This is a genomic window from Sphingomonas sp. 37zxx, from assembly GCF_000786205.1.
Taxonomy (GTDB): Bacteria; Pseudomonadota; Alphaproteobacteria; order Sphingomonadales; family Sphingomonadaceae; genus Sphingomonas.
In genome coordinates this window covers 74874-94406 of record NZ_JROH01000009.1, presented here as the reverse complement: position 1 = coordinate 94406, position 19533 = coordinate 74874, and the positions used below count along the sequence as shown (strand labels likewise).

General features: G+C 64.8%; 10 protein-coding genes. 4 read left to right on the top strand and 6 right to left on the bottom strand.

Features of this window, described 5'->3' with window-relative positions; all coding sequences use genetic code 11:
• Positions 1-109: 109 nt before the first annotated feature.
• From QU44_RS05935 to QU44_RS05925, 3 genes are all read right to left on the bottom strand, one after another.
• A complete protein-coding gene (locus QU44_RS05935; protein WP_269429163.1) occupies positions 110-1882 on the bottom strand; it encodes an IlvD/Edd family dehydratase in 1773 nt (590 codons plus the stop codon).
• The gene (locus tag QU44_RS05930) at positions 1882-3291 is read right to left on the bottom strand and encodes a sugar porter family MFS transporter (RefSeq protein WP_033920867.1); all 1410 of its coding nucleotides are present in this window, start codon (positions 3289-3291) and stop codon (positions 1882-1884) included. Before QU44_RS05930 ends, QU44_RS05935 begins: the two co-directional genes overlap by 1 nt.
• A gap of 154 nt (positions 3292-3445) precedes the next feature.
• Complete coding sequence (locus QU44_RS05925; RefSeq protein ID WP_033920974.1) at positions 3446-4492, bottom strand: LacI family DNA-binding transcriptional regulator; 1047 nt, start codon at positions 4490-4492, stop codon at positions 3446-3448.
• 172 nt (positions 4493-4664) lie between these two features.
• On the opposite strand from QU44_RS05925, the gene QU44_RS05920 reads away from it, so the two are divergent.
• Positions 4665-7094 carry a glycoside hydrolase family 3 N-terminal domain-containing protein gene (locus QU44_RS05920; RefSeq protein ID WP_033920865.1) on the top strand — a complete coding sequence of 810 codons (2430 nt, stop codon included), beginning with the start codon at positions 4665-4667 and terminating at the stop codon, positions 7092-7094.
• Here QU44_RS05920 and QU44_RS05915 read toward each other — a convergent pair.
• Together QU44_RS05915 and QU44_RS05910 are read right to left on the bottom strand one after the other, a co-directional pair.
• Complete coding sequence (locus tag QU44_RS05915) at positions 7081-8841, bottom strand: glycoside hydrolase family 9 protein (protein WP_052134373.1); 1761 nt, start codon at positions 8839-8841, stop codon at positions 7081-7083. The two genes, QU44_RS05920 and QU44_RS05915, sit on opposite strands and share 14 nt — an antisense overlap.
• Positions 8838-10538, bottom strand: coding sequence for a glycoside hydrolase family 43 protein (locus QU44_RS05910; protein ID WP_033920863.1), 1701 nt, complete (start codon positions 10536-10538; stop codon positions 8838-8840). The genes QU44_RS05915 and QU44_RS05910 overlap by 4 nt, the downstream gene beginning before the upstream one ends.
• Positions 10539-10891: 353 nt before the next feature.
• On the opposite strand from QU44_RS05910, the gene QU44_RS05905 reads away from it, so the two are divergent.
• Positions 10892-12079, top strand: a complete 1188-nt coding sequence (locus QU44_RS05905) for an endo-1,4-beta-xylanase (RefSeq protein WP_081987880.1) — start codon at positions 10892-10894, stop codon at positions 12077-12079.
• Complete coding sequence (locus QU44_RS05900; RefSeq protein WP_033920862.1) at positions 12076-13284, top strand: SGNH/GDSL hydrolase family protein; 1209 nt, start codon at positions 12076-12078, stop codon at positions 13282-13284. The genes QU44_RS05905 and QU44_RS05900 overlap by 4 nt, the downstream gene beginning before the upstream one ends.
• 91 nt (positions 13285-13375) lie before the next feature.
• On the opposite strand, the gene QU44_RS05895 is transcribed toward QU44_RS05900, so the two are convergent.
• On the bottom strand, positions 13376-16600 hold the full coding sequence (locus QU44_RS05895) for a TonB-dependent receptor (RefSeq protein WP_033920860.1): 3225 nt from the start codon (positions 16598-16600) through the stop codon (positions 13376-13378).
• Between the two features lie 216 nt (positions 16601-16816).
• On the opposite strand from QU44_RS05895, the gene galB reads away from it, so the two are divergent.
• Positions 16817-19531 carry a beta-galactosidase GalB gene (galB, locus tag QU44_RS05890; protein ID WP_081987879.1) on the top strand — a complete coding sequence of 905 codons (2715 nt, stop codon included), beginning with the start codon at positions 16817-16819 and terminating at the stop codon, positions 19529-19531.
• Positions 19532-19533: the final 2 nt, after the last annotated feature.

Here is a 19533-nt window from a genome sequence, read left to right as displayed (position 1 = left end):
TCTCCAGGACCACTAGCAATTATGCGATTCTAGTGGATTTTATGATTTTGACATTCGCAGCGAGAGCGTGCCGCAGGCGGGATGCGAATGTCAAAATCAATCCACTAGACTAGTGATTATGCCGCGGCGGCTTTTCCGACGTGCCGCGATATTTCAGCGCCATTTCCATCACGCCGCCCTCGGCAAGCTGGCCCGTTTTTTCGCGGTACAGCTCTTCCCAGGGCGTGTTGCTTGGCGGGATTGGCGGTGCGGGTTCGGCCTTGCGGCGTTCGATCTCAGCGGGTTCGACCAGCGCGTTGCATTCGCCGCGATTGAGATCGACGCGCACGCGGTCGCCGGTGCGAAGCCAGGCGAGGCCACCACCGCCGGCGCTTTCGGGCGAGGCGTTGAGGATCGAGGGACTGTCCGACGTTCCCGACTGGCGGCCATCGCCCAATGTCGGCAGGCTCTGGACGCCGCGCGCCAGCAGCGCGTCGGGCGGCTGCATGTTGACGACTTCGGCCGAACCCGGCCAGCCGAGCACGCCCGCGCCCCGGATCACCAGGATGCAGTCTTCGTCGATGTTCAGCGCGGGATCGTTGATCCGGTGATGATAATCGTCCGACCCGTCGAACACGATCGCGCGACCCTCGAAGATATTCTCCTCGCCGGGGCGCGAGAGATAGCGCGCGCGGAAAGCGTCGGAGATCACGCTGGTCTTCATGATCGCGAAGTCGAACAAATTGCCCTTGAGCACCAGGAAGCCCGCGCGTTCCTTTAGCGGGGCGTCATAGGGCCAGATGACGTCGCGGTCGCGCGTCTCGCGCCCGGCGATATTCTCGGCCAGCGTGCGACCGGTGATCGTCGGCACGTCGCCGTCGATCTTGCCCTTGGCGAGCAGTTCGCACAGCACCGCGGGCACGCCGCCGGCGCGATGGAAGCGCTCGCCCAGATATTTGCCCGCCGGCTGCATGTTCACCAGCAGCGGCAGGTCGTATCCGACCATCCAGTCTTCGGGGGTGATGTCGACGCCGGCGTGGCGCGCCATCGCCATGATGTGCGGCTGCGCGTTCGATGATCCGCCGATCGCGATGGTCAGCGCGATCGCGTTGAGGAACGCCTGGCGGGTGAGGATCGATGAGGGGCGGATGTCTTCATACGCCATCTCGACCGCGCGGACGCCGGTTTCATAGGCGATCTGCCCGCGCTCGCGATAGGGGGCGGGGATCGCCGCGCAGCCGGGAAGCGACAGCCCCAGCCCTTCGGCAATCGCGTTCATCGTCGATGCGGTGCCCATCGTGTTGCAATGCCCGGCCGACGGGGCCGATGCGGTGGCGGCATCGAGGAATTCGTCCTCGGTAATCTCGCCCGCGCCCAGCTTGCGCCGGCTGCGCCAGATGACGGTGCCCGAACCCACCAGCTCACCATCATGCCACCCATCAAGCATCGGCCCGCCCGACAGCACGATCGCGGGAATGTCGACGGTCGAGGCGGCCATCACCTGCGCTGGCGTGGTCTTGTCGCACCCGGTGGTGAGCACCACCGCGTCGATCGGATAGCCGTTGAGGATTTCGACCAGCCCCAGATAGGCCAGGTTACGGTCGAGCGCCGCTGTCGGGCGGCGGCAGTTTTCGAAGATCGGATGGAGCGGAAACTCCATCGCGATCCCGCCGGCATCGCGGATCCCGTCGCGCACGCGCTTGGCGAGCTCGACATGGATCCGGTTGCACGGCGCAAGGTCCGATCCCGATTGCGCAATGCCGATAATCGGCCGGCCCGAGCGCAGCTCATTCGGCGTGATGCCGTAGTTCATGAAACGCTCGAGATAGAGCGCCGCCATGTCGCTGCGCCCGGGGGCGGCAAACCATTCGCGCGATCGGAAGGGACGGACAGGAGTGCGCATCAGCCTTCCATCGCCTCGAGTTCCTTGCCCTTGGTTTCATGAATGAAACGCTGGACCAGGAAGAAGCTGATGAGCGCGCATACCGCATAGAAGCTGTAGCTGGCGGCAAGCCCCAGCGTTGCTGCCATGATGGGGAAGCTTTGCGCGATCAGATAGTTGGAGAACCATTGCGCGAAACCGCACACTGCCAGGGCCGATCCGCGAATCTGGTTAGGGAACATCTCCCCCAGCATCACCCACATGATCGGGCCCCAGCTGACGTTGAAGAACACGACGTACAGATTGGCGGCGATCAGTGCCAGCGTTCCGAGGTCGCTCGACAATTGGAGATTGCCGGTGGCGTCGAGGGTGCCGTTGGCGAAGGCATAGACCAGTGCGAACAGCGTAACCGCCATGCCTGCCGAACCAATCAGCAGCAGCGGCTTGCGGCCGATCTTGTCGACCAGCGCGATCGTGACGAAGCAAGCGGCGATCGACACGACGCCCGAGACGATATTGATCTGCAACGACTGGTCTTCGGTGAAGCCCGCCAGCTGCCACAGGGTAGAGCCGTAATAGAAGATCACGTTGATGCCGACCATCTGCTGGAACACCGCCAGCAACAGCCCGGCCCAGACGATGGGCCGAACGCCGCCCTTTACTGGGTCCATGATGTCCGACAGCCGTGGCCGGTGATCGACGTTGAAGCTGCCTTCGATCTCGCGCAGCTTCACATCGGCTTCGGTCGGGCCGAACAGCTTGACCAGCACGACCCGCGCTTCGTCGATCTGGCGCTTCGACACCAGAAAGCGGGGGCTTTCGGGAATGAACATCAGCGCGACCAGGAAGACTGCGGCTGGGATCGCCTGCATCAGGTACATCCAACGCCAGGCGGCGATGCCGCCCCAATAGGGCGCGGTGGAATCACCCGCGCTTGCCGCCAGGAAATAGTTCACCACGAACGCGGCGGTCAGGCCGGTGATGATCATGATCTGCTGCACCGTCGTCATCCGCCCACGGATGTTGGCGGGAGCGACTTCCGAAATATAGGCGGGCGACAGGACGCTGGCTGCGCCCACCGCCATGCCGCCGGCGACCCGCGCCAGGACGAACATCCATTGTTCGGGCGCAAAGCCCTGCACCAGCGCGCCGATCAGGAACAGCAGCGCCGACAGCATCATCACATTGCGCCGGCCCCACAGATCGGCGAGCCGCCCCGCCAGAAATGCGCCGATGAAGCAGCCGATCAAAAGCGAACCCACGGTGAAGCCAAGCCCGGCCTCGCTCAACGCGAAAGTTGCCTTCAGCCCCGGTTGCGTCCCGTTCACCGCCCCGCTGTCATAGCCGAACAACAGGCCACCGATCGTCGCCACTGCGACAATGGCAGCGATGAAGCCTATATTCGTGCGATTAGCTGCTGCCCCGTCCATGCCTGCTCCTGAAATCGTGCGCTCGCTGCGCCTCGTGTGTTAGCGGTAACTAAAGAGCGTAATTGCTCGCCGAATGCAAGCAGCCTGTATAGCCACGCAATTGTCCGCGCCAAGCCCTTCCGACGGTGTCGGTGCTCGGGTGTGCAAGAGGTTGTCAGCGCGGGTGTGCGGTCGATTCGCGGGCGATCAGCTCGTGCGGCAGGATATGCTCCTGCGTTTCTTGCGTAACGTGGCTGCCGCGATGGCGCAGCCTGGCCAGCAGCATCGTCACCGCCGTTTCGGCCATCCTCGCGATCGGCTGGCGGATCGTCGTCAGTTCGGGCCAGATATTGGTGGCCAGCGCGGTATCGTCGAAGCCGACGATGCTGAGGTCATGCGGCACGTGCAAGCCAAGCCGGTGCGCGACGCCGACTGCCGCCGCCGCCATATCGTCGTTACAGGCAAAGATCGCGGTGGGTCGCGACGGGTGCGCCAATATCGCTTCGGCGGCGGTCATGCCCGATCGGAAGGTGAAATAGCCTTGCTCGACCCGCATCTGGGCCGGATCGAGCCCGGCCTGCTCCAACGCCCAGGCATAGCCGCGATAGCGCTCCGCGCTGGCGACCTGGTTGGGGTGCCCCCGGATGAAGGCGATGTCGGTGTGGCCCAGGTCCAGCAGGTGGCGGGTCATCGCCACCGCGCCTTCGAAGTCGTCGATCCGCACGCTCATGCTGCCGGGGCCGGGCAGGGCCAGCGCAATCGCGACGGCGGGGATGCCCGCCGCTTCAAGTTCGGCGCGCACCGCCGCCGATTCGGACAGCGGTGGCGGCAGAATGACCCCCTGTACCTGCGCGCCGACGAATTGGCGCGTTGCCTCGGCCTGTTCCTCGGCGCTGTCGCCTTCGCATGGTTCGAGCACCAGATGGCAGCCGGCGCGGCGCGCTCCTGCCAGCGCACCGATCAGAAACTGGCTGAGATACGCATCCGACGGGTTCGAATAGAGCAAGCCAATCTGCGTCGCGTCCCCCGCCGCCAGCGTTCGCGCGGCGGCGTTCGGGCGGTATTGCAGCTTTTCGATCGTTTCCAGCACCGCCAGCCGCGTGCTCTCGCGGACATTGGTGCCGCCGTTGACGACCCGCGACACCGTCATGGCAGACACGCCGGCGGCACGCGCAACGTCCTGAACCGTGATGCTGCCTTGTCCCCGCCGTGTCGATCGCATGCATATCTCCTGAACCATAGCGTTATTGCGCTGCACGCGACTTGGCAAACGGGGCATCACTTGTTGCCCCGGCATTGACGGCCAGTTTGGGCTTCGCCTATCCCTGATAGCGCTATCACGATCGACACGACTGCGGGCGACGCGGTCGGCAGCGAAGATTTAGGAGAGTGACATGGGTAATCGAGCGTCCTTGCAGGCAGGCGCACGCCGCCTGGCGATCGCAACGCTGGCGGTGGGGACGGCGACTGCCGCGCTATATGCGCCGCAGCTTTTAGCTCAAACCCGCCCCGCCGATGCGCCGTTGTACAAGGATGCACGCCAGCCCATCCCTGCGCGCGTGGAGGATCTGCTCCAGCGAATGACGCTCGAGGAAAAGGTCGCGCAGATGGTGACGATCTGGGAGGGCAAGGCCAAGGTCCAGACCGAGACCGGGGTGTTTTCCGCCGAGATCGCCGCGAAGTCCTTCCCCAACGGCATCGGGCAGATCGCCCGGCCCTATGACCGACGCGGCGTCAAGGTCGCAGCACAGGGTGGGGAAGGGGCCGCGGGTGCCGTCGCCGGGGCCAGAAACCGCAGCCCCGCCGAAACCGCAGCCTATGTGAACGCCGCGCAGCGCTGGGCGGTCGAGCAGACCCGGCTGGGCATCCCGATGATCTTCCACGAGGAAGCGCTGCACGGCTATGTCGCGCCGGGCGCCACCAGCTTTCCGCAGTCGATCGGCCTGGCCAGCAGCTTCGACCCCGCCTTGGTCGAGCGCATCTTCGGTGTCGCGGCGCGCGAGATGCGCGCGGTCGGTGCGCAATTGGCGCTGGCGCCGGTGGTCGATGTCGCGCGCGATCCGCGCTGGGGGCGGATCGAGGAAACCTATGGCGAGGACCCGCATCTGGTGAGCGAAATGGGGCTCGCGGCGATCCGCGGTTTTCAGGGGACCACGTTGCCGCTGGCACCCGACAAGGTGTTCGTCACGCTCAAGCACATGACCGGGCATGGCCAGCCCGAGGGCGGCACCAACATCGCGCCTGCCAATATTTCCGAGCGCACGCTTCGCGAGAATTTCTTCCCGCCGTTCGAGCGCGCGGTGAAGGAATTGCCGGTGATGTCGGTGATGGCGTCGTACAACGAGATCGACGGTATCCCCAGCCACGGCAACAAATGGCTGCTGGGCGACGTGCTGCGCAAGGAATGGGGGTTTCAGGGGCTGGTGGTCAGCGACTATTTCGCGATCCGCGAGATGGTGACCCGGCACAAGATGTATAGCGACATCGGCGATGCCGCTGCGCGCGCGCTTGATGCCGGGGTCGATATTGAAACCCCCGATGGCGAGGGTTTCACCAAGCTTCCCGAATTGCTCAAGGCGGGCAAGGTCACGCAGGAGCAGATCGACACCGCGGTGCGCCGTATCCTGACGATGAAGTTCCAGGCGGGGCTGTTCGAGAACCCTTATGTCGATGGCAACGCGGCGCCCGCGAAGGTCAACACCCCCGACGCGGTGGCGCTGGCGCGCGAGGCGGCGCAGCGCGCGATGGTGCTGCTGAAGAACGATCAGGGCGTGCTGCCGCTCGACGCCACCAAGATCAAGCGGATGGCGGTGATCGGCACCCATGCCAACGACACGCCGCTGGGCGGCTATTCGGAGGTGCCGGCCAAGGTGGTGAGCGTGCTCGACGGGATGCGCGCCGAAGGGCAGGGCAAGTTCGCGGTCGATTATGCCGAGGGGGTGCGGCTGACCAAGAGCCGCTCCTGGTCAGCCGATGCGGTCGATCTGGTCGAGCCCGAAGTGAATGCGAAGCTGGCCGACGAAGCCGTCGCGACCGCGCGCAACGCCGATGTGATCGTCATGGTGCTGGGCGACAACGAGCAATTGAGCCGCGAGGCCTGGGCCGACGCGCATCTGGGTGACCGGACCTCGCTCGACCTGATCGGGCCGCAGAACGCGCTGGCGCGGCGGATATTCGCTTTGGGCAAGCCGGTGGTGGTGTTGCTGCTCAACGGGCGGCCATTGTCGGTGAACTATCTGTCCGAGGCCGCGCCCGCGCTGATCGAGGGCTGGTATATGGGCGAGCAGACCGGCGCTGCCGCCGCCGATGTGATCTTCGGGCGGGTCAATCCGGGCGGCAAGTTACCGGTGTCGATCGCGCGCAATGTCGGCCAATTGCCCAATTTCTATAACTACAAGCCATCGGCGCGGCGCGGTTATCTGTTCGACACCACCAAGCCGCTCTACCCGTTCGGCTATGGCCTCAGCTACACCAGCTTCACCATGGGCGCGCCCAGGATCGTGACGCCGCGGATCGGCGCTGGCGACACCGCGCGGGTCGAGGTCGAGGTGCAGAATACCGGGCGTCGGACTGGCGACGAGGTCGTCCAGCTCTATGTCCGCGACGACGAGGCCAGTGTTACCCGCCCGGTGCAGGAGCTCAAGGGCTTTCAGCGGGTGACGCTGAAAGCCGGCGAGCGGCGGACGGTGCGGTTCGAGCTGAAGCCTGCCGACCTTTCGATCTGGAACCAGCAGATGGAGCGCGAGGTCGAGCCGGGCACCTTCACGATTTCGACGGGGCCGAACTCGGTCGATCTGAAGAGCGCGACGCTTACGGTGCGGTAGCCGCCACCCACACCAACGGCGCGTTCCAGTTTATCGCGACTTCGTTCATCGTGAACGCGCCGATATCGTCGACCCAGCAACGCTGCGGCGCGCATTTGCCCTTTAGCTTTGCGGCGATCGGATCGCCCATGCTGGTGTTGTTGGGGCCGCCCGACAGCGCGCCGGGCGGCGGGCCGGGATAGGCGGCGTCGGCCTGGCGCGCCCAGAAACGGTGATGCGGGTTCTGCATCGCGCGCTCGCCATGGCCGCTGACATAGGACGTGCCCATCGGATTGCGCCCGAGGATGTAATCGAGCGAATCGTCCGCCGCCGCGCCGAAGCGCGCCTCACCGCTCCAGCGCTGCGCCATCCGCAACAGCATCGCTCGGTTGAGCAAATTGCTGTTCGATCCCCAGGCGTAGCGGTCGCCCGCAAAGGGGATGCGATAGGCGACGTCGTGGCGTTCGCGTTCGAACCGGTCGGCGGCGGCGGCGATCAATGCGCGCGATCGGTCGCGGCGCGGTGAATCGTCGCTCAAACCAAGCGCGATATGGCCGAGTGCCGCGACCGAGGACCAGCCGGGTTCGCCATCGAGCCGACCGGTATGGGGCGATTCATCTGCCGTCGCGGCGAAGCGCGGATCGCGGGTGGTGGCGTAGAGTTCGGCGGCAGCCCAGAACGCCTCGTCGGACACGTCGCCATCGCCATAGCCGCCCGACCCGGCGAAATCGCCGACCGCGAATAGCTGCGGATTGCGCTGCGCGGCGGCCCAGGCGCTGGTGGCGGCATTGAGGCATTGCTTGGCGAAGGCCGGGTCGATCGTCCGCCAAATCCGCGCCGCCTGCGCCGCGACGGCAGCCAGGTTGAGCGTGGCGGCGGTGCTGGGCGGGTAAAGGTGGCGGGTTTCGGGATCGCGATCGGGGCGCATCGGGATGCCGGTCCAGCGTTCGCCGGCAACCTTGTGATGCGCCATGCCGCCGACATCGACCGGGGTGAATGTCAGCGTCTCGGATGGGTCGTTCTGATTGACCGGCATTCGCATCGTCGTGCCCTGCGGCACCTGCATCGCCAGCAGGAATTCTACCTCATAGCGTGCCTCATCGAGCAGGTCTGACACTCCGTTGCCCGCTTCGGGGATCGGTTGTGCGCGATCGGGGAAGGCGGTGCCGGCGGTCCATTCGTGCAGGTTGAGCAGCGTCCAGGTCGCGATGCCGCCGTTGACGACATATTTGCCGTGATCGCCCGCGTCATACCAGCCGCCGGTGACGTCGAGGATATGGTTGCAGCCGGGCCAGATATTGCCGCGCTGATCCTTGCCCGCGAAGCAGGTGACCCGTTCGCCGACATGCGCGGCGGGGCGTGCCCATTGCGCGCCGCCGGCATAGCGCGCCAGGATCGGCGTGCCCGCGCGCTGGTGATAGAAAAAGGCCAGCGCATCGCTGGCGAGCGGGCGATAGGGTTGCGGTGCCACCGCGAACGCTGCGCTGGTGGCATTGCCGATGCGGATGCGATAGCCCTTGCCGGGTTCGGTCAGCGCCGACAGGTCGATCGCCTGCTGATGCCCGCCCGCGCGCGGGTCGGCGGGCAAGGGCCTGGTCTTGCCCGACAGCACCGTCAGGCCCGTATCATCCTCGATCCGCCAATCACGCGGCTTGGCATCGGGGGTCCGTGCGATTGCGAGCTTGGGGGCGTCGGGCGCGAAGCCGATCTGGTTGACGTCGATCGCGAGTTCGCCCTGCGCGGCAAGCAGCAACAATGCGGCTTTCACCGTGTCGCTCCGGTCGTGGCGTAGGGGCCGACCACTGCGCCGATGAAGCCGCCCGCAATCTTGGTGCTCAATATCTTGCCGTCGCGATTCTCGGCGAGAACCTGCCATTGGCCGGGCTTGGTGGCATAGGCAAAGTCATAGCGATCGCCGCGCGCGGTGATCCGTAGTTCGACCGGATGGCCGGGGGTGCCGGTCAAGGGCGTGTTGGCGATGGTCTTGCCCGCCTTGGGATCGTCCTTGCCCGCGCGCTGGTCGAGCCGGAGCACCTGCCTGCCCCCCTCGCGCGCTACGACAAGAGCATACCAATAATCGTCGCTTTGCAGCGCGACCAAGCCCGCCGCTTCGCCGTCGCGGGTGGGGGCGAAGCGAATGACGGTAGTGGCAGTGGCGTCGCGATGTTGCAGGCGACGCGCCAGGAACGACGGGTTGGCGTTGTCGCCCAATGTCTCGGGCCGTGCGCGCAGATGGAGCGCACCGCCTTCCAGCCGGTGCCATTGGTCGCGCGGGTTGCGCATCATCATCCATTGCGGCCCGAGCTTTTCGCCATCGAACTGCTCAAGCACCACGAACGCGCCGTTGGTGGGCAGCGCGGGCCTTGGCTGCGGCGGCAGCGAGGGGCGGGCGTGGCTATAAGGGATAACCTCGCCGGGCTTGGTAATGCTGGGCCAGCCATTTTCCCAGGTCACCGGCATCAGAAAGGTTTCGCGCCCGGTATTGTAGAAATCGCCCTCATAGGGACGCACCGCGAGGAAGGTCGCCCACCAGTCGCCATTGGGAAGCTGCACCAGATCGGCATGGCCCGCAGAGGTGACCGGGTTCGCGCGATCAGCGGGCAGGCCGCGCTGGGTGAGGAAGGGGTTGGCGGGATTTGGGGTGAAGGGGCCATCGGGGCTGCGGCTGCGCAGCGCGACCTGGCTATGCGCCTCGGCAGTGCCGCCTTCGGCGCAGATGAGGTAATACCAGCCGTCTTTCTGGATCAGATGCGGCCCTTCGATCCAGATCGGGTTTTTCGACGGATCGACGCCGCCATCGACCAGCACTTTGCGCGGGCCGAACGTCTTGTTGGTCTTGGCATCGAAGCGCTGGATCCAGATTGCGCGATGCCCCTCATAGCGCGGGGTGCCGACCGGCGGGCCATTATTGACGATCCAGGCGCTGCCATCGGCATCGAAGAACAGCGATGGATCAATCGCCCCCTCCAGGTCGGGCAGCCAGACCGGATCGCTCCACGGCCCCTTGGGATCGGTTGCGGTCACCAGGAAATTGCCGCCGCAATCGACACAGGTGTTGAGGATGTAGAAAATGCCGTTGCGATGCTCGATCGCGGGAGCGAATACCCCGCGTGACAGGCCGAGCTGTTTGAAATCGAGCTGGTCGGGGCGGTCGATCGCGTTGCCGATCTGCGTCCAATGGACGAGGTCGCGGCTGTGCCAGACCGGAATGCCGGGGAAATAGCCGAAGGTGGACGTCACCAGATAATAATCGTCGCCGACTCGGGTAATGCTGGGATCGGGATAAAAGCCCTGAAGGATCGGGTTGCGATAGTCGCCGGGGCCGGGGCGGGCGATGCTGTCGATCGGATCGCTGCCGCGATAATCGAACCAGTCGAAGCTGGCGGTGGGGGACGATTGCTGCGCCAAGGCGGGTGCGCTGGTGGCCAGCAATATCGCCGCGAACATGGGCGCAATCGATCGCATCAGTATCTCCCTATTTTGGCTCTTGATGGCTGGTGATAGCGCTACCTTGTCGATGGGTGCCTGCGCCAGCGGAAAAAGACGGGATCGGCAGATGGCCCGGCAATTTGTGAGCCGACAGCGCAATCGGCCGAAAGATGCTGCGCAACAAGAGGTGAAGGCTGCGCGGCTGCGACGGGCGCACGGTTCCATTGACAATAAGCCAGCGCGGGGCATGATACCGCTATCAATCCAGCGTCAAGCTGCCGTTACGATCCGCCGGTGTGAGTGCAGCATATGGATTGCCGCATCCGAAGGTTTCCCCTTCGGCGCGTCTGCCGTCGCCCTTGTCCGTCGCCTGTCTGATTGAGGAATCCATGAAAATCAATCCACCTATTGACCGCCGCACCTTGCTGGGAGGGAGCCTTTTTGCCGCCGGTAGCGCGCTGCTGCCCCCGGTTGCGCTGGCGCAGAACGGCAGCGACGGGCTGAACGCGATCGCCCGGGCGCGGAACCTTCGCTTCGGATCGGCCTTTGCCTGGAGTCCGCCGGGGGCCGATGCGGGGTCATTGGGCAACCCTGAATATGCCGCGTTGGTGAAGCGCGATTGCGGCGTGCTGGTGCCTGAGAATGAATTGAAGTGGCAGCGCACCCGCCCATCGGCGGCGACATTCGATTTCGCGCGGATGGATGCGATGATGGCGCAGGCAAAGGCGGCGGGCATGCCGGTGCGCGGGCATACCTTGTTGTGGCACTATACGCGCTGGTTCCCCGAATGGCTGAAAAGCCATGATTTCGGCAGCAAGCCCGCCGCCGAGGCCGAGCGGCTGCTCGATCAGCATATCCGCACCGTCGCAGGGCGCTATGGCCCGGCAATTTATAGTTATGACGTGGTGAACGAGGCGGTCGATCCCGATACCGGGGGCTTGCGCGAAACCGTGTTGTCAACGGCAATGGGCGGGGCAGAGCCGGTGCTCGATCACGCATTTGCCACCGCGCGTTCGGCGGCACCCTGGGCCGAGCTGGTGTATAATGATTATATGAGCTGGGAAGCGGGCAATGAAAAGCACCGCAGCGGGGTGCTGCGCCTGCTCGAAGGGTTCCGCAAGCGCGGTACGCCGGTCGATACGCTGGGGGTGCAATCGCATATCGGGCTGTTCGCGCCGACCAAATCGGTCGCGGCGGTGGTGGCCGAACTCACCCCGGCTTGGCGTGCCTTTCTGAACGAGGTGACCGGCATGGGCTATCGCCTGAGCATCACTGAATTCGACGTTCGCGATCGTGGCTTGCCGGCCGACATCGCGCTTCGCGATCAGGGCGTTGCCGATTTTGCGGGTGCCTATCTCGACTTGATGCTGTCCTATCCGCAGCTCACCGACGTGCTGGTGTGGGGGATGAGCGATAAATATAGCTGGCTGCGCGGGTTTGAGCCGCGGCCCGATGGACAGATCACGCGCGGCTGCCCCTATGATACCGACTTCAAGGCGAAACCGCTTCGCGCGGCGATCGCGAAGTCGCTCGCCGGTGCGCCGATTCGCCAGCCTGCGCCGGAGCGCGCGGCATGATGCGCGGTCTGCTGATTGCGCTGTTTCTGGCGTTTGCGGTGCCGCAAGCCCATGCGGGCGACCGCGATTGGGTTTCGAGCTGGGCCACCGCGGCGATGGCGATGGAGGGAGACAACGCCTTGCCGCCGGGCGAGGCGGGGCCGGTCACGATCCATCAAACGATGCGACTGTCGGTCGGCGGTACGCGGCTGCGGCTGAGGGTGTCGAACCGGCATGGTCGCCAGCCGCTGCGCGTGGCGGGGGTTGAGGTGGCGCTGGCGAATGCGGCGGGGGCATCAAGTGGCGTGCCCGGTTCGCAGCGGGCGGCGACCTTTGGCGGCGAGCGTGCCGTCGTCGTGCCGGCAGGGGCCGAATATTGGTCCGACCCGGTATCGCTGACGGTCGCGCCGCTGGGGCATGTCGCGGTTTCGCTGACGCTGGCCGAGCGCCCCGAGCTTGCGACCGGCCACCCCGGCGCGCGGACGATGACGCATATCGGTGCGGGGGCCAATGCGGTGAAGGTGCCGCGCTGGTATCATCTGTCGGCGATCGACGTTGATTCACCCGGCGCGTCGACGATCGCCCTGCTGGGGGATTCGATCACCGACGGCTATGGCGTGGTGCCCGACAGCAATGGGCGCTGGACCGATTATCTGGCGCAGCGGCTGGCGGCGAACCCGGCGACGCGAAAGCTGGCGATTGCCAATCAGGGCATTGGCGGCAACCGGCTGTTGCTGGACGGGCTTGGTCCGAATGCGATGGCACGGCTCGATCGCGATGTGCTGCTGCTGGCGGGGGTTGAGCAGTTGGTTGTCATGATCGGGGTGAATGACCTCGGCACGCTGACCCGCGAGCAGCCGGTTTCGGACCCCGAACATCGGCAATTGGTCGATCGGATGATCGCCGGCTATCGCCAGATCGTGGCGCGCGCGCGCGCCGCCGGGGTGCGGGTGATCGGCGCGACGATCATGCCCTATGGCGGATCGGCCTATTACCATCCCGACCAGCGCAACGAAGCCGATCGCCAGGCGATCAACGCCTTCATCCGCGCACCAGGCAATTTCGACGCGGTGATCGACATGGACGCGATCATGCGCGACCCGGCCAAGCCGACGCATCTTCGCACGGCGATGGATTCGGGCGACGGGCTGCACCCATCGGATGCCGGTTATCGTGCGATGGCAGCGGCAGTACCGTTGGCGGTGTTCGGGAACGCCGCGCGCTGAATACGAGCTGCCTGCACAAGGCATAAAAAAGTGGCCGTCACGAAGGTGGCGGCCACGAGGGGGAGGAAAGAAAGGGAGGAGGGGCAGCGGGTCAGAAGCGCCCGCGGACCCCGACCAATACCGTGCGACCCGGATTATATTCGTTGAAGGTCGCGTTCGGGAACTGGAAGTAAGAGGCGAGCGGCTGCTTGGTGATGTTGATTACGTTCACCACCAAGGTCGGCAGATAATCGTTGCCCAGGATCTCGCCGAGATCGACATTGCCTGAGAAATCGAGCTGCGAGAAATCGCGCCCGAAGATCGCCGCCTGTGGAATGCCGTTCTGGTTGGGGTTCGATCCCTGCGCGCCTTCGTTGTAAATATAGGTCAGGCGGCTGGAGATGCCGTTGCCTTCATAATAGCCGGTCGCGGTGTAGGTCGTCGGCGCGACGCCGATCGCGATGGCGGGTGCGCCGGCCCCTTCGCCGCGCTGGTCGATCAGCGTCAGGTTGCCCTGAAAGCCGAAGCCCCGCACGCCGATATATTGCGTCAGGAAATCGAGCGGCTGGGTGATCTGGAACTCAAGCCCGTTGACCTTCAGCTTACCGTCGGAGTTGACCTGCTGCTGAATCTGGATCGGCACCTCGGTAACCGGAATTCCCGCCGGTCCTGCGCGATCGAGCAGCGCCAACTGCTGTGCCTGCGTCAGCGAGGCAAAGGTGATGCCGAACGGTTCGAGTGTCGAGAACGGCACGGTGTTGATGCCGTTGACGGTGAAGCCGGTGATCGACTTGCGGAACGCAGCGAACGCGATCACGCCTTCCCCGCCGGTATAATATTCGAAGCCGAGGTCGATATTATCCGAGATGTACGGGTTCAGCGCATTGTTGCCGAGGGTGCCGATGTCCGCCGAAGGCTGGACGAACGCAGCGCCTGGCAGCAACTGATTGGGATCGGGCCGGGTCATCGTGCGTGAGATCGAGCCACGCGCCACCGCCTGGGTGCCGAAGTTAAAGGCTACGCTCGCCGACGGCAGGAAGTTGGAATAAAGCCGGTCGGTCTGGCTGAAGCTGATGATCGTCGGATAGCAGGAACCGTCTTGCGCGAAGGTTGGGTTGACGCCGGGGCAAGTCACCCCGCCACGCACGTTGAGCGGGTTTGGCACGGTGGTGCGACCGCCGACCAGCTGTTCGGTGCGGACATAGCGAACGCCGCCGTTGAGCCGGATCGTGTTTTCGGTGCCGACGTCAAAGATGCCGTTCATTTCGATGAAGGTGCCGGTGACCTTTTCACGGATCAGGCCGCCATTGGCACCGCTGCTGCCCGATCCGGTTTCGGTCGCACCGGCCAGCAGGGCGTCATAGCCGGTGTCTGCCTTGAACTTTTCCCAGTCGACGGTGACGAAGCCGTTGCTGCCCGGCAGCAAATAGCTGGGTACCAGGGCGGTGGGTACCAGCGAGCCGCCATAGGTGAGCGGCGCGCCGCCCGCGGTGAAGCCGGTGCCATAGCCCGGGTAGGTCGGATAGCCGGCGGGCGCGGACGTGCCCGGCTGGTTCGCGCCATCGCATGGCGGCTGACGGTTTGGCCCGGGCAACACGACGCTGGGGTTGTTGCCGCAAATCGCTGCCTGCCAGGGATTGGTGTTGTCGAACGGCGTGATCCGGCGGCTGACATCGTCATAGGCCGCGCCGACCCGGACGCTGAAGCGCTGTTCGTCGCCGAACAACAGGCTGCCGCGAATGCCCTTGGTTTCGGTCTCGCGCTCTTCGCCGTTCAGATTGACTCGGCCGCCACCTGCCCAGCCGAAGCTGGCGGGATTATTGAGATCGATATTGCTCTGAATATCGGGAATGCCGCCATTATTGGTGTAGTTGACCGTCAGGCCGCTGCTGGGCGGGGTGATGACCAGCACGGTCGGGCTCTCGCGACGGAAATTGCTGCGCGTGTAATTCGCCTGGAAATCGCCCTTGATGTAATCATTGACGATGAATTCGACGCCCGGATTGACGCCCCAATAATCCTGCGTGTCCTTGTACGGACGATATTCGAGGAAGAATTGCGAATTGGCATAGGTGCCGCCGGTGACGGTGCAGCCCGCCGAGCAATCGGCCTTGTCATAGGTCGTGTTCAGCGGGATCACCGCGCCGTTGCGCACGACCCAGTTCATCGCAGTGCGCGTGAATTCGGTCTCGCGATTGGCGTACATGCCATCGACATAGAAATGCAGCGCATCGCTTGGCCGCCATTCGAGCGATACCAGGCCGTTATAGCGGGTGCGTTCGCCGATTTCGGTGCGCGGGCGGCCCAGGCGGGGTAGGATGCCATTGTCGATCTGTTGGATCGTCGCGCCGGGATTATTGGCCAGCAGAAACGCCTGATCGATGGTCGCGCCGGTGGTCAGGCCATTGCCAGCGTTGACCGGCACGGTGCCGGGGATGGTGAAATTACCACCGCCCGTGGCGTTTCGCGTCGGGCTGGTGCTTTGGGCGGCGGTCAGGTTGGGGTTGGTGAAGCCGATGGTTTCATAGCCATCGACCTGAAAACGGTTCTTCACCGCCGCGCCGCCGATCAGGATACCGAAATCGCCGAAGGTCGCGCTGGCCAAGGCATGACCGCGATAGCCCCAGCGATCGGTGTTGCTGACCTGCGACCCCTGCAGACCATAAGTGAAATAGGGCTTGGGATTGTCGAACGGGCGTGCCGAACGAAGGTTCACGGTACCTGCCGCGCCGCCTTCGAGCTGGCTGGCGACGGGCGATTTGCTGACCGTCAACTGGGTGAACAATTCGGTCGGGATCAGGTCCAGATCGACTTCGCGGTTGGTGCTCTGCGCGTCGAAGCGAACCGATGCGATCGCGACGGGCGTGCCGTTCAGCAACACGCGGGTGAAGTTGGTGCCAAGGCCGCGGATCGCGACGTTCGATCCTTCGCCGGTTACTTCGCGGGTGATGGTCACACCAGGAATGCGGTTGACCGATTCGGCGATGTTGGTGTCGGGGAACTTGCCGATATCCTCAGCGAAGATCGTGTCGGTGAAACCGATCGAATTGCGCTTGGCGTTGGCCTGGCTTTCCAGCGAGGCGCGAAAGCCGGTGACGACGATGTCGTCATTGCCGCTGGCGGAAGGATCGGCGGAATCCTGATCAGTCGAATCGATCGCGGTCGGCTGGGTCTGGCCAGCGCCATCCTGTGCGGTGCCGGCGAGGGTTTCGGTGCTGGCGTTGGCCGTAACGGTGGGTGCGACTTCAGCGGCCTGCGCGAACGCTGGCGAGGCGGCGGTGGTGAGCAGCATTGCCGACATCGTGGCGATGCGGCGCGACCTTGCGATGGTATCCATTTCAGTTCCTCTCCCGTGTCTGCGCCCCGCGGTTCGGGGTCGCTTTGCGCCGTCTCGATCGATCGGCGACGAGTTTGATACCGCTATCAAGACATCGGTGTCAATTGCCGAAAACAGTGGCTAGACCAGCGACGTGGGGTTGACCGGACGATCCACTGCCGTGATGGTAACGCTAACTTAAAAAGGCCGGAAGCAGCGGCTGCGAAGGGAGAGACGATGCGATTGGACCGGACCAACTATGGGCAGCGTCTGCTGCCTGTCGCTTTCCTCTTGGCGTTGTTGTGGGCGCTGTTGGCCGGGGCGTCGATGGCGCAGGGTGGGGCTGGGAGCGAGCGAATCCGGCTGTCCGACGATTGGCGTTATACCCGCGGTGATCCGGCGGGGATGACCACCGATCTGCGCTATGATGTTCGCCCGGTGGTCGAACGCAGCGCTGATGGCAAAGTCGCCGATGCCGAGCCTGAGGATGCGGTGGCGGTGCGCGCCGGCGACAGCCGCGTGCTCAAGCCGTGGATACTGCCCACCGCCAACGCCTTCATCGCCGATCCCGCCAAGCGCCATGTCCGCCCCGCAGGCGATCCGGGCAGCGATGTCGCCTATGTCCAACCTGGGTTCGACGACAGCGCCTGGACCAAGGTGGTGCTGCCGCACGACTGGGCGATCGCAGGACCGTTCATCAAGGATGGGCCGTATGGCGGCATGGGTCGTCTCAAGAGCTGGGGGATTGGCTGGTATCGCAAGACGCTCGACATTCCGGCGCGCGATGCCGGGCGCTCGATCTTTCTCGATGTCGATGGGGCGATGTCCTATGCGACGGTGTGGCTGAACGGTCGGCTCGTCGGTGGCTGGCCCTATGGCTATAATGGCTGGCGGCTCGACCTGACGCCGCATGTTGTGCCCGGCGGTCGCAACCAGCTGGCGATCCGGCTCGACAATCCGCCCGAATCGGCGCGCTGGTATCCGGGCGGCGGGCTGTATCGCGACGTGTGGCTGGTGAAGGCCGCGCCCGTGCATGTCGGCCATTGGGGCAGCATGGTGCGCACCCCCAAGGTAAGCAAGGCAGCCGCCGAGATCACGCTGGCGCTGACGATCGATAATGATTCGGATGCGGCGGCAACGGTCGAAGTCGCGAGCGACCTGTATGTGCTGGGGGCCGATGGCCGCCGCACCGGTCGTCCGGTCGCGCGCATCGCGGCTGCTCAGCAGCAGGTAGCCGCCAAGGGCTCGGCGCGGTTCGATGGCACGACGGTGATCGCCGATCCGCAACTTTGGGGACCGCCGCCGACTCAGCAGCCCAATCGCTATGTCGCGGTGTCGAGCGTTCGCGTCGGTGGGCGTGTCGTCGACAGCTATGAAACGCCGTTCGGGGTGCGCGACATCGTGTTCGCAGGCCCGCGCGGGGTGATCGTCAATGGCGAGCCGGTGCGGCTGAACGGGGTGAACAACCACCATGATCTTGGCGCGCTGGGGGCGGCGTTCAACGTGCGCGCCGCCGAGCGCCAGCTCGAAATCCTGCGCGAAATGGGGGTCAATGCGATCCGCATGAGCCATAACCCGCCCGCACCCGAATTGCTCGACCTCACCGACCGCATGGGGTTCCTGGTGATCGACGAGGTGTTCGATTCGTGGGAGCGCAAGAAGACACCGCTCGATTTCCACCTGATCTTTCCCGATTGGCACGAGGCCGATCTGCGATCGATGCTGCGGCGCGATCGCAACCACCCCTCGATCATGTTGTGGAGCGTCGGCAACGAGGTGGGCGAGCAATATACCGGCGAGGAAGGCGCAGCGATCGCGCGCAAGCTGGTGAGCATCGTCCGCGAGGAGGATAGCCGTCCCGCGACCAGCGCGATGAACTATGCCAAGCCCGACATGCCGATGCCCGCCGAAGTCGATGTCATCAACATCAACTATCAGGGATCGGGCATTCGCACCTTGCCCAGCCAATATCCGACGTTCCGCAAGAAATTCCCCGACAAGGTGATTTTTGAAAGCGAGAGCGCGTCGGCGCTGAGCAGCCGCGGCGAATATCTGTTCCCGGTGTCGGGCAGCGTCAGCGGGCCGGTGCGCCCCGGATCGGGCGGCGATCCAGTGACGCATCATGTCAGCGCCTATGAGTTGCATGCGGCCGATTTCGGATCGTCTGCCGATCGCGAATTTTCGGCGATCGACCAGAACCCCGATGTCGCGGGCGAATTCGTCTGGACCGGCTTCGACTATCTGGGTGAGCCGACGCCTTATTACAGCTCACGCAGTTCCTATTCGGGGATCGTCGACCTGGCGGGGTTCCGCAAGGACCGCTTCTATCTTTATCAGGCGCGCTGGCGACCCGACCTCAAATTCGCGCATATCCTGCCGCATTGGACGTGGCCGGGGCGCGAGGGCGAGGTGACGCCGGTGCATGTGTTCAGTTCAGCCGACGAAGCCGAATTGTTCGTCAACGGCGTGTCGCAGGGGCGGATCAAGCGCGCGCCCTTTGCCTATCGCTTCCGCTGGGATTTCGTGACCTATCAGCCGGGCGCGTTGAAGGTGGTGACCTGGAAGGACGGCAAGCCCTGGGCCGGCGCCAGTGTCGAGACGGTGGGGGAGGCGAGCGCCTTGGCCGCCACCGCCGATCGGTCGCGGATCGCGGGCGATGGCCGCGACCTTGCCTTCGTCACCGTCGATGTCGTCGATTCGCAGCGCCGGATCGCGCCGCGCGCCAAGATGCCGATCCGCTTCCGCGTCGAGGGACCGGGCGAATTGGTCGCGACCGACAATGGCGACCCGACCGACCTTACTGCCTTCCCCTCCGCCACCCGCGCCGCGTTCAACGGCAAGGCGCTTGCGATCGTTCGCGCTCGCCCCGGCGGCAAGGGGCCGATCACCCTGGTCGCCGAAGCCGATGGGCTGGCACCGACTCGCGTCGTCGTGACGGCGACCGGCAAATGAAC

Bases quoted from the DNA above. Each gene is read 5' to 3' on its own strand.
- QU44_RS05935 (WP_269429163.1), bottom strand. From the start codon at position 1,882: ATGCGCACTCCTGTCCGTCCCTTCCGATCGCGCGAATGGTTTGCCGCC.
- QU44_RS05905 (WP_081987880.1), top strand. From the start codon at position 10,892: ATGAAAATCAATCCACCTATTGACCGCCGCACCTTGCTGGGAGGGAGC.
- galB (WP_081987879.1), top strand. From the start codon at position 16,817: ATGCGATTGGACCGGACCAACTATGGGCAGCGTCTGCTGCCTGTCGCT.
- QU44_RS05910 (WP_033920863.1), bottom strand. From the start codon at position 10,538: ATGCGATCGATTGCGCCCATGTTCGCGGCGATATTGCTGGCCACCAGC.
- QU44_RS05900 (WP_033920862.1), top strand. From the start codon at position 12,076: ATGATGCGCGGTCTGCTGATTGCGCTGTTTCTGGCGTTTGCGGTGCCG.
- QU44_RS05930 (WP_033920867.1), bottom strand. From the start codon at position 3,291: ATGGACGGGGCAGCAGCTAATCGCACGAATATAGGCTTCATCGCTGCC.
- QU44_RS05925 (WP_033920974.1), bottom strand. From the start codon at position 4,492: ATGCGATCGACACGGCGGGGACAAGGCAGCATCACGGTTCAGGACGTT.
- QU44_RS05920 (WP_033920865.1), top strand. From the start codon at position 4,665: ATGGGTAATCGAGCGTCCTTGCAGGCAGGCGCACGCCGCCTGGCGATC.
- QU44_RS05895 (WP_033920860.1), bottom strand. From the start codon at position 16,600: ATGGATACCATCGCAAGGTCGCGCCGCATCGCCACGATGTCGGCAATG.